At 31.8% G+C, this 11,486-nt stretch carries 11 protein-coding genes; 1 reads left to right on the plus strand and 10 read right to left on the minus strand.

Going from position 1 to position 11,486, the window contains the following annotated elements; translation table 11 throughout:
- Positions 1-44: 44 nt before the first annotated feature.
- The 9 genes from J6Y29_03990 to J6Y29_04030 form a co-directional block, all read right to left on the minus strand.
- Positions 45-635, minus strand: coding sequence for a hypothetical protein (locus J6Y29_03990; protein MBP5427032.1), 591 nt, complete (start codon positions 633-635; stop codon positions 45-47).
- 19 nt (positions 636-654) lie between these two features.
- Positions 655-2,865, minus strand: coding sequence for a peptidase domain-containing ABC transporter (locus J6Y29_03995; protein ID MBP5427033.1), 2,211 nt, complete (start codon positions 2,863-2,865; stop codon positions 655-657).
- 131 nt (positions 2,866-2,996) lie between these two features.
- Positions 2,997-3,227, minus strand: a complete 231-nt coding sequence (locus J6Y29_04000) for a hypothetical protein (protein MBP5427034.1) — start codon at positions 3,225-3,227, stop codon at positions 2,997-2,999.
- Positions 3,228-3,361: 134 nt separating this feature from the next.
- Positions 3,362-3,682: a hypothetical protein gene (locus tag J6Y29_04005; GenBank protein ID MBP5427035.1), complete on the minus strand. Its 321-nt coding sequence runs from the start codon at positions 3,680-3,682 to the stop codon at positions 3,362-3,364.
- Positions 3,683-3,705: 23 nt separating this feature from the next.
- Positions 3,706-3,924 carry a hypothetical protein gene (locus tag J6Y29_04010; protein MBP5427036.1) on the minus strand — a complete coding sequence of 73 codons (219 nt, stop codon included), beginning with the start codon at positions 3,922-3,924 and terminating at the stop codon, positions 3,706-3,708.
- A 258-nt stretch (positions 3,925-4,182) separates the two neighbouring features.
- Complete coding sequence (locus tag J6Y29_04015) at positions 4,183-4,647, minus strand: hypothetical protein (GenBank protein ID MBP5427037.1); 465 nt, start codon at positions 4,645-4,647, stop codon at positions 4,183-4,185.
- A 140-nt stretch (positions 4,648-4,787) separates the two neighbouring features.
- A complete protein-coding gene (locus J6Y29_04020) occupies positions 4,788-5,567 on the minus strand; it encodes a TatD family hydrolase (protein ID MBP5427038.1) in 780 nt (259 codons plus the stop codon).
- Between the two features lie 13 nt (positions 5,568-5,580).
- A complete protein-coding gene (gene metG, locus J6Y29_04025) occupies positions 5,581-7,506 on the minus strand; it encodes a methionine--tRNA ligase (GenBank protein MBP5427039.1) in 1,926 nt (641 codons plus the stop codon).
- Positions 7,507-7,684: 178 nt separating this feature from the next.
- Positions 7,685-8,764, minus strand: a complete 1,080-nt coding sequence (locus J6Y29_04030; protein MBP5427040.1) for an ankyrin repeat domain-containing protein — start codon at positions 8,762-8,764, stop codon at positions 7,685-7,687.
- Positions 8,765-9,023: 259 nt separating this feature from the next.
- Between J6Y29_04030 and J6Y29_04035 the strand changes: the two genes are divergently transcribed.
- Positions 9,024-10,553 carry an ankyrin repeat domain-containing protein gene (locus tag J6Y29_04035; protein ID MBP5427041.1) on the plus strand — a complete coding sequence of 510 codons (1,530 nt, stop codon included), beginning with the start codon at positions 9,024-9,026 and terminating at the stop codon, positions 10,551-10,553.
- A gap of 37 nt (positions 10,554-10,590) precedes the next feature.
- On the opposite strand, the gene J6Y29_04040 is transcribed toward J6Y29_04035, so the two are convergent.
- A partial coding sequence (locus tag J6Y29_04040) for a hypothetical protein (GenBank protein MBP5427042.1) occupies positions 10,591-11,486 on the minus strand: 896 nt, incomplete at its 5' end.

Raw genomic sequence — 11,486 nt, forward strand, 5'->3', positions numbered from 1 at the left:
TTTATTATATATATATTGAAGTTTATAATCCTTTAGTACAAAAACTACTCTTTAATTTTATCTAAAATATATTTGATTACTGTTTTTTTACCAACTATTATGCTCCCTTTGCATGGCATCCCATCTTTAAATACTATATTTTTTATCTTTTTCCCTTTCTCAAAAATAGTATCACATCTTACCTTTATAATATAATATGATGCTCCTGTTTCCTCATCCAATATCATATCTTTTGTTATACTCTCAACAAATCCTTTAGAATAACCATATCTATTTGCAGGATACGCAACTATTTCAAATCTCACCTCTTGACCCTTTCTTATATCTTCTATATTGTAGCCATTTACATAAAATTCAACATAAAACTTTTTATCTAAATGTTCATTTATTTTATTTGTATTAGTTTCGTTATTTTGGAAATCATCTTTTAAACATACTCCCTCTGCATTAAAACTTCTTAACACACCACTTCCTTTAATCCCCTCATCCACTTTTAAAAAACAAGTTACTCCAATAGATATTACTAATAAAAATACCATTGCATATACTATATACAATAATCCCGCTCTGGGACTTGAATTATACAAGTTTTCGCTATCACTCATTTTATTTATATCTAAAATAACAGGTTCCATATTATTCAACTCCTTTGTCTTACGTTAACGATTGTCGTTTTACTAACTTAGCATATTGGCCACCTAAAGCTATAAGCTCTTCATGTGTACCTTGCTCTATAATACTTCCTTTATCCATAACATATATAACATCACAATTTTTTATTGTACTTAATCTATGTGCGATAAAAATCGTCGTCATACCCTTTGAAAATTCATTTATTGTGTCCTCTAATGCACTCTCTGTAATTGAATCCAAATTACTTGTAGCTTCATCTAATATAAGAATATCTGGTTTTTTTAGCATAGCACGTGCAATAGCTAATCTTTGTCTTTGCCCTCCCGACAAATTACCGCCGTTTTCATCCAGCACTGTGAAATATCTTTGTGGCATTTCATTTATAAATTTATGTGCTTGAGCTATTTTAGCCGCTTCTATAATTTTATCCATAGTTGTTTCTTGAACACCTAGCATAAGATTTTCTAATATTGTACCACTAAACAAAAACGTATCTTGTGATATGTATGCAATATTGTCTCTTATCCACTCAAGTTTTATGTCTTCCATATTACTCCCGTTAATTATTATTTCTCCACTATCTATTTTGTATAAATTAAGTAACAATTTTGCAAGTGTAGTTTTTCCCGATCCGCTCTCTCCTACAATTGCTATTTTCTCTCCTTTTTTTATATACATATTAATATCTTTAAGAATCAATCTTCTTGTCCCATACCTAAAATTAAGATTCTTTATTTCTATATCTCCTGCCAAACTAACCAAATCTAACTTTTTATACTCATTTTTAGTTTTCTCAATTTCTAAGTCTAACACCTCTCCTAATCTATCAGCTGCAACAACCGCTGTTTGAACATCTGATTGAAGGTTTATAAGATTTTTTACTGGATCTAAAAAATATATCAATAGTGAATTAAACGTAATCAAACTACCCACTGTCATATCTCCATTTATAACACTTAATCCCCCAACCCATAATATTATAATTTCACCTACTAACCCCACAAACATCTTAAGAGATGCTTGCACATTCTCCATTAAATTCAATTTAAATGTGCTGTTTAGTAACTTAACAAATTTACTCTCAGCTTTTAGTGCCACCCTCTCTTCGGCATTATATACTTTAACTGTTTGTATCCCTGTTAATGTCTCTACCATATATGATGTCAAACTTGCATTATCTTCCATCTTTATCTGATTAACTTTTTTATATGCTTTATTGAATATAAATACAATCATTCCATATAACAAAACTATCACCAAAGCAATAGCAAATAACTTTGCATTTTGATTCCATAAAATAATTGCACCCAAAAATGCCATAATCACATCGATCATAATTGTAAGTGTAGCTTTAGATATCGCACTTCTTACTACACTCGCATCACTAAATCTAGATATTATCTCACCGATTTTCCTATTACTAAAAAACTTCATTGGTAATGCAATAACGTGCTTGTAATACCCCAACAACAAAACTATGTCTAATTTTTGACTTAAATATACTAATAAATGTGATCTTATTGCGTTTAAAACAACACTAAATAAATTTAGTAAAATAACACCTATAGATAATGTAGTCAATGTAGCTTTAAATCCACTCGGTAAAACAGTGTCTATCAATTCTCTAAAATAAAAAGCTCCTACTATGCCAAGAATGGTATACATTATTGATATTATAAAAATATGAAAAATTAATTTTTTTTGTGGTATTAATAAACGAAAAAAACGCTTAAGTACTCCCTCTGTCTCATCCTTTGAAATAAACTTTTCACTCTTTTCAACTAATATTAAAACTCCACTCCATTGATATTTAGGTAACTTATCTTCTTTTTTTGTATCCCCAAAAAACTCCTCTATCTTAATTTTTACAATACCAACTGCTGGGTCAGCTATAATTACTTGTTTTTTTGTTATCTTATGCACAACCACATAGTGAAGTAGATTTCCATCAACCACAACGTGCGCTATACAAGGTAACTTAATCCCTGACAAAAAAGCCTCTCTATCTCCTCTCACTCCCCTTGCATTAAATCCTAGTTCTTGCAATGCTTTTATAACACCAAATGCATTAGTCCCATGCTTGTCCGTTCCAGCAATCTCCCTGATTTTTGCAATACTTATATTGTATTTATTTTGTTTACATATAGTCGCTATACATGCTGCCCCACAATCGGTTATGTCATGCTGCTTCACACAATAATATTTCATAAAATCTATCCTGCACCCTTCCATATCTTGTAAAAAGAACAGCTTAAGAATTTAATAATTTTAAATTCTTAAGACCACTCTTCTTCATTATTGACTAAAAATTGTTTTTTATACCTTTAAGCAAATCCATACTACAAATTTCCCCAAATTCATAACTACTTTTCCCCTAAAAGTATTTTCCCTTTTCCTAAATAACCTAAACCTGCTCCAAAGGCCACAACTCCAAGAATTGGTGACGCTAACACACCTACGAAGACAGCATTCGCCACAAGCACAGATCCAACTACAGTATACGTTAAGTTCTTATAGTCTTGACTCCCTCCATCAACGTTTAGCATTTCTTCCTCTTTTAAATCATACAAACTACATTTAAATTCTTCTCCCATTTTTTATTCTCTTTTCTTTCTTTTTTAATTTTGGGTTGTTACAACTTGTACTTTTTTAGTATTTTTTTACACAAAAGTTATATTGTATAGTATTTGTCATGTCAATAGTTTTTTTAATTTTTTGTATTTTTTCACTATAATAAATTTATATAATTAACTTTTACATATTTTTCTATGTCTATGCTAAATTTATTAGAAACTGTATAGAAACATATCCAAGATGCAACAATCAATAAGCAACTACTAATCTCTCTAAAAAATAAATTAGGAATATACGCCACCAATAAAATTAGACCTACTATAAAATTTATTTTAGATAATATTCTACTTCTGATGTATTTGTTAATTTGCAATTCCCTAAATGCTTTTTTTAGTTCATCTATACACAGAATTAACAATGGTACATTTACTATCCACCTAAATACTACTATTACTTGTTCAAAATTATGTGTCACAACTAATTTCACCCTTTTTTAAATTATTTACATTTTAGCATACCACCTGTCTCAAGACACGCTATACCTGTCCCAAGTGCCGCTACCCCTATTACTGGTGAACAACTAACACTCATAAAAACTGAACCAGTAAGAAGTACAACCCCAGCAAATGTAAAAGATATCTGGCTAAACTTATTCATTCCTCCCTCTACCTGCATAATTTCTTCATTTGTTAATTCGCTAATTATTCCTTTTTTCATCATTTTCACCACTCCAATGCTTTTTAACATACTGCAAGTTTTTGGTTTTTCCCTAAAAAAACCACTTTATGTAATAAGTGTAACTTATTTATCTCTTCGAGTCAAGATATGTCTTGTGTTTTTTGTAAATTTGTGTAACTTTAACAATAATTGTTTGTTATTTCCAGGCAAAATTTGTATTTTTGTTTAAAAAACATTATTTAAAAACGCTAAACTAGAACTCTACTCCTAATTTAGCGCCCATTATCGTATTTAAAATTAATATCTACCCAATCCATATGGATTACAACAAGACCCATACGAACTGTTATCTCTATCATTTGGCTTTATTTGATTTAATCCATACATATATTGATTAGGCATACTAATACTATGTCCGTACATTTGCCCAGGAACGCCACTTTGCATATACATATCTTGCATACAATTCTGCATACAATTTGGTTGACTTTGTGTCCAAACATCTGAAAAATAATTTGGCAATGTCCCTTGCATATATGAATAATCTCCTTGTGTACCCTGCCACCAACCAGGTGTACCTTGTTGTACAGGCTTTCCTCCTCCTGCGAACTGTAATCCTCCTGTAGCCATCATTGGGCAAATTGGGCTCATACAATATGGGCAATATGTGCCTGGTTTCTGCTCTGTTGCCTTATTAGTTTCCTCTTTTTTAGGTTGCCTTTCCTCTCCAATTTCATCATTTAATTCATTACACTCTTTCATCAAAAATTCATCCTCCTTCAAACTATACCTAGTTTATATTATGTAGGATATAAAAAAAGGTTCCCTCTATTTGGGAAACCCTATAAAATCTCGCCTTTAAATAATAGTTGTCCATTAACCCACGCCAAAAAACTTAGAATTTAAAAAGTATTTAAGTTATACACTCTCTTTGCATTTTCCATTGTCACCTTTGCTATATATTCCGAAGATGTTTCTTTTATATCTGCTATCTTATCTACAATATACTTTAAGTAGGACGAATCGTTTCTTCCTCCTCTGAATGGCTCTGGAGTTAAATATGGCAAATCTGTCTCTATTAAGAGTCTCTCCTCTGGTATAACCCTTACCACATCAACTAATTTTTTCGCATTCTTGAATGTAACAACACCTCCTATTGCTACATAAAGCCCTCGTCTTATAACTTCTTCAGCCATTTCCTTGCTACCAGAGAAACAATGTACAATTCCTCCTATCTTCCCCACATCCTCATCTCTTATCACATCTAATGTGTCTTGATGGGCATCTCTATCGTGTATGATAACAGGAAGCTTCATTTGTCTAGCTAAATCTATCTGCTGCACAAAAAATTCTTTTTGCACATCCTTAGGTATTGGATTACGATAATAATCCAACCCTATCTCGCCCACTGCAACTACCTTACCTCTATTCTGGCATATCAACTGCCTAAGTATCTCTAGATAATCATCTGTTAGTCCCTCTACTTCATGTGGATGCACCCCTACCGATGCGTAAACATAGTCGTATTTGTTCGCTATATCCACACTCTTAACTGATGTATCCATACTCGCCCCTACATTGACTATAATATCTACACCTTCTTCATGCACCCTCTGTATAACCTCATATCTGTCTTCATCAAATTGCTCGTCATCATAATGCGCATGTGTATCAAAATACATCCTATCCACCACCTTAACTTACATTTGTTCCATCTATAATATCTTTATCCACTGTTATCACAGACAAATCACTGTCATTTGAAGCTGCCAAAATCATCCCACAAGAATCAATTCCTTTTAGCTTAGTCGGTTTCAAATTAGATACAAACACAACCGATTTCTCCACTAATTCTTCTGGAGTATAATGTTTTGCTATACCTGAAACTACTTGCTTTTCACTATCCCCCACCTTTAACATAAGCTTAAGTAACTTACTCGATCCTTCTACTCTCTCTGCGCTTAACACCTTTGCCACTTTAAGCTTTATCTTTTCAAAATCATCTATTGTGATAATATCTTCTTGTTCCTTCTTCTTTTCTTTCTCCAAAGTTTCCTTTTCTATACTAGCAAGTTCCTTTTGTACATCTATCCTAGGGAATATAATCTCTTTTTTTGAAACCTTAGTGTTTAATGGATACAATCCCCATATTTTTGCATCATTCCAAGATGTTACACCTGCATCTTTTATATTAAGTTGATCAAATATTTTACAAGGTGTGTTTGGCATACATGGCTCTATCAATATTGATATTATCCTAAGCGATTCTGCTAAATTATATAATACTTGCGATAACCTTCCTTCGCTTTCCTTATCTTTTGCCAATACCCAAGGCATAGTCTCATCTATATATTTATTTGTCCTTGCCACACACTCCCATATCTTAGTTAGAGCATTAGTAAACTGATACCCATCCATCGCCTCTTCTACCTCATGTGGCAATGCCTTAAGCATAGATATTAAACTTTCATCATACTCTCCCTCTTGACCTTTTTTCACAAGACCCTCAGGAAAATATTTGTCTATCATTGCAACTGTTCTACTAACTAAATTCCCCAAGTCATTGGCAAGATCCGCATTTATTCTAGTTATTAGTGACTCATTCGAGAACACGCCATCTGCTCCAAAAGATACCTCTCTTAATAAGAAATATCTTATTGCATCAACTCCATACTTGTCAACTAAAACAACTGGATCTACAACGTTTCCTTTGGATTTTGACATCTTGCCACCTTCTAAAAGTAACCACCCATGGCCATAAACTTGTTTTGGTAACTCTAAGCCTAAAGCCATAAGCATAGCCGGCCATATTATTGTATGGAATCTTACTATCTCTTTCCCCACAAAATGTACATCCGCTGGCCAAAACTTCTTAAAATTATCCTCGTTATCTCCCATATATCCTAATGCTGTAATATAGTTAGACAATGCGTCTATCCACACATAGACTACATGTTTGTCATCAAATGTAACTGGTACTCCCCAATCAAACGTTGTCCTTGATACTGCTATATCCTCTAGCCCTGGTCTTAGGAAATTATTTAACATTTCGTTTCTTCTAGACACAGGCTGTATAAACTCATCATTCTCTTCTATATACTTTATTAATTTATCTTGATACTTAGATAACCTAAAAAAATAGCTCTCTTCTTTAGTTAAACTACACTCCCTGCCGCAATCTGGGCACTTATTATCATCACCTAATTGTGTCTTTGTCCAAAAAGATTCACATGGAGTACAATACCAGCCTTCATACTCACTTTTATATATATCACCTTGATCATATAATTTCTTGAAAATCTTTTGCACTGCATGAACATGATAATCATCTGTAGTCCTTATAAACTTATCATACGTTATGTCCATGGTTTGCCACAATTTCTTTATCCCTGAAACTATATTATCTACATACTCTTTAGGAGTCACTGAAGCCTCTTTGGCCTTTAGTTGTATCTTTTGGCCATGCTCATCTGTCCCTGTTAGGAACATAACATCATAGCCCCTTAATCTTTTATATCTAGCCAGTGCATCTGCTGCAACAGTTGTATAAGAATGCCCAATGTGAAGCTTATCACTCGGATAATATATCGGTGTTGTAATATAAAATTTATTATTCGTCATCAAATATCTCCTCTCAGTTTTCATCACTACTATAATATACCTTTGTTGTAGCTTTTGCAATATTTTCGCAAAAATTTGTTTCTAACACTATATTTATCTAAAATTTAGCGATTCATCCTTTAAGCTTCACATCGAGAATTGTATAGAAAAAAATTGAGGAGAAAGGATGTAACAAATATTAGTATCTACTTTTCCCTTTATTTTCACTGGATCTGTTAATGCATTCTAATCCTTCTTCCTTGTATTTTAATCTCTTTACAAATCTATGAAATTCGGCTTTATTATGTATATCTCCTGGATACCACGATCCTTTACTCATCAAATATTTTGTTATTTCAATATATTCTTGTCTTTTTATTTTGCTGTCTTTTTGTTTGCACTTTTGGCTAAATGCTATACCTAATGCTGTCATTTTTTTATTGTCTACTGCATATAACTCTGTCCCTTTCTCTGTTAAATCCACTACAGCTTTCATATATCCGCCTTGACATGCATACATTAATAAATCTCTTCCCTTTTTGTCTATAAGTCTTGTATTTGCCTCTTTTAACATGTCATCTATTATAAATGACATATTACTACCTTTTTCCAATGCATACATTAATACATTTTTATTATCTTCATCTTTTTCGTTTTTGTCTGCTCCTTTTTGTATTAATCTATTTATTATTGAGGCTTTTCCCCCCTTGATTGCGTACATTAGCACAGTCCTACCCTTTATATCTTTTGCATTTACTTCTGCATTTTTGTCTATAAGCGCATTTACTATTTTTTCATCGCCCATAGCTAATGCGTACATCAATACACTTCTACCTTTATTATCTTTTGCATTTATTCTTGCATTTTTATCTATAAGCATATCTATTATCCTCTCATTACATATAGCTATTGCACACATCAATGCACTTCTACCTTTATTATCTACTTCATTTACATCGGATCCATTATTCAACAATCTACTCACTTCATGTATGTTATTTTTCTTTACGGCCTCTAACAAATCTCCTTGCTTAATTTTGGGAGACAATTTATTTTTTTCTCCTACTATGTCCTGTGTCTTCTGTCCCTCTTCTTTTTTCTTTAGAATATTATCCATATTCTTGTACCCTTTTTCACTCACCATCATAAGAGGATTAACGTGTAACAACGGGATTCCTTTTTTATTTTTCCCTATTTTTTCGTTACTCTTTCCTTTTTTTAAAATTTCATCTACCTTTTTAAAATCCCACTCTTTACACGCCTCAAACAATCCAGTCATAATACTCAACTCCTTACTTTCTTCTTTCCATACTACTTGGGATCCCTTTGACCTCTCCCAAACGCAATTATACACTATTTTGAGCAAGATGCAAATGTTTTGTTTATAATCACCCGTTTTATTGTGTTTACAAAATTATCATTAGAGTAACTATAACTACTTAACAAAAAAATATTGTATCCACTTTAAAGAAAAAATTTTAACTTTATAATTCTTTTGCCGAGCTATTAATATATTCTTATGAAAGGACTGTATCGACATGACAGAATTAAATATTTCTAGAAATCAGAAAAGCTTAGAGAAAATAAATACTATCTCTACTAAGAAAAAACAGAGTCTTCATAATTTACTAGACAGTTCCTATTCGTCTAAACAATCATCACATACTTTTTTAATTCAATCATTTTCGAAAAACATCTTGTTACATAAAATTAAATCTATACTGCGTGAAAATGAATTTTTAAAAGAACTTAATGAATATAAACGTAGTGACCCTGATATATTAAAAACTTTGATTGATATCATAAATTCTAAGGATATTACAGGGACTACTCCTATAATGAAAACTATTGCTCACGACGATATCACTACACTTAATTATTTACTTAATAAGCTTACTTGCAAAATTGCTATCTACAACAAAGTATCACCTACTAATAAAATTTATTTACATAATATACTGGATACAACAAATTTTGATAATCAAACAGCTCTTCATCTAGCTGCACGAACTAATATTAACTGTTACAATTTAATTATGGATTATATGAAAAAAAATTATGTTGACTTCTCTAAGTTTATTTCAAATAATGTAGTTTCCGACAATCAACAACTAGAATTTATCCTTGATAAAGCAAATACGTTGATACAAAATAGTTTTTCTTTATCTATATTCTGGGCTTCTCAATTACCAAATAAACTACCTCCTTTGGCACAATTGAAATATAATATTATCTCCTCTAGTGTTCATACTTCACAAAGGACTTTACATAAAATATTATCCAACAATGTTACTTTATCAACGCAACATCTCCGTAATATTTTAAGTATTGATACCCTCTGTAAAAAATTAGACAATGTACATGAAAAAGATCCTGATATAGCTTTATCTAAATTTAGAATTTTAACTGAACCTGATGTTTCAACTGGACTTACTCCCATAATGCAAGCATGTAAAAATGACAACTTTCAAACATTATCAATTTTAATTAACGAAATTGAATCTATAAAAGAATATTACCCTTTTCATGTTGAATTTGAAAATTATTTAGATATTTACGACAACAACTATAATACAGCTTTATCTTTTGCAATAAAAAACAAATCAATAAAATGTATTAATCTACTTTTGCAATTTGGAGCTACTTTGGGAAATGATTTTGAATATACAAAAAGCGATTCATATATAATACAAGCAATAAATGTAAAAAACACTAAAATTCTAGAGTTACTCATACAACACTATAAACAAAAAAATAAAAATGTTGCCAATCTTAAAAATTATTTATCCGCAACAACCTCAAAATCAAATTATTTATCTCCCTTAGTAGTAGCAATAAACAATCTAGATATCAACTCCTCAAGGCTTCTTTTTGAAAAATATAACGTTCCAATGCCTGAACAATATAAAAAAATATATGATGCTTTATTAAAAGGAAATAAAATTTCACCCAAAAGTACTAGAGATAATTTTCTTACAAAAATTACTAGAAATATATTAAATTCTATCCTATCAATTTTGTATTTCTTAGGTATAATACGATTTAAAAATACTTCCTCATCTAATTAGAGGTAAGGAAGTATTTTTCTTTTTTTATGATATTTTGTTAGCTCTTTGCTGGTTTTTTTGATGCTTCCTCTATCCCTTCTATGACTTTTTTAGTAAACGCCTTTATACCCTTTGTATAACCTCCTATATGTATCTTATCTGCACCAACCAAACTAGTATCCTTAAAAACTTCTGCCGCCCAATCTATTACTGTAACAAATGGATATTTATCCTTTATGCTTCGTAGATACTGTGTTGTTTGATAGGAATACCATGTATCATTCCAACGTCCATCATACGGTGTAACAAACAATAATCTATGCCCTGGTTCTAGGTCCTCTATAATTTTATTTATATACTTTTTCCATTCACTGCAACCATTTGTCCCAAGTGCGACAATTAAATAATCCCCAACTTCTTCCTTTCGTTGTAAATCCATAATTATCGAATAACCCTGTCTTAGTGTTCTATTTCCTCTTGTATCAGCATACGTGTTTGGCACTGTATCTACAATATTTTTCCTTGCACCTAATGCTACTGAATCTCCAATTAAAGTAACAGTCTTTGGCTCTTCCTTAGGTTCCTGTGAACCATTCTCTACTACCAAAGTTTCAGATCCACTGTCCTGATTAGCTACAGGAGTAGCTTGAGAATCATTTTCTGTCTCCTTATTATGTTCTACTACTGGATCTTTTGTATTTTCTGGATCCTTGTTTGAAAGTTCCTGATTTTCTTCCTTGTTTTGATCCACCAAAGGCTCTTTTATTTGAGGAATCTCGCTTGACTCCGTACCAGGTATAGGTTTTGGTGTATCGCCATGTTCTACATTCAGTACAGGCCCCGGCGTATTACCAGGCTCTACACTCTGCACGGGCTCTGGTACATTACTAGGCTCTATATCCGGTATAGGTTCTGGTACATTACTAGGCTCTATATCCGGTATAGGTTCTGGTA

Source organism: Clostridiales bacterium, assembly GCA_017961515.1.
Lineage (GTDB): Bacteria > Bacillota > Clostridia > Acetivibrionales > RGIG10202 > RGIG10202.

Coding starts and splice junctions, on each gene's coding strand:
- J6Y29_04010 (MBP5427036.1), bottom strand. CDS start 3,924: ATGAAAAAAGGAATAATTAGCGAATTAACAAATGAAGAAATTATGCAG.
- J6Y29_03995 (MBP5427033.1), bottom strand. CDS start 2,865: ATGGAAGGGTGCAGGATAGATTTTATGAAATATTATTGTGTGAAGCAG.
- J6Y29_04035 (MBP5427041.1), top strand. CDS start 9,024: ATGACAGAATTAAATATTTCTAGAAATCAGAAAAGCTTAGAGAAAATA.
- J6Y29_04020 (MBP5427038.1), bottom strand. CDS start 5,567: ATGTATTTTGATACACATGCGCATTATGATGACGAGCAATTTGATGAA.
- J6Y29_04000 (MBP5427034.1), bottom strand. CDS start 3,227: ATGGGAGAAGAATTTAAATGTAGTTTGTATGATTTAAAAGAGGAAGAA.
- J6Y29_03990 (MBP5427032.1), bottom strand. CDS start 635: ATGGAACCTGTTATTTTAGATATAAATAAAATGAGTGATAGCGAAAAC.
- metG (MBP5427039.1), bottom strand. CDS start 7,506: ATGACGAATAATAAATTTTATATTACAACACCGATATATTATCCGAGT.
- J6Y29_04030 (MBP5427040.1), bottom strand. CDS start 8,764: ATGACTGGATTGTTTGAGGCGTGTAAAGAGTGGGATTTTAAAAAGGTA.
- J6Y29_04015 (MBP5427037.1), bottom strand. CDS start 4,647: ATGAAAGAGTGTAATGAATTAAATGATGAAATTGGAGAGGAAAGGCAA.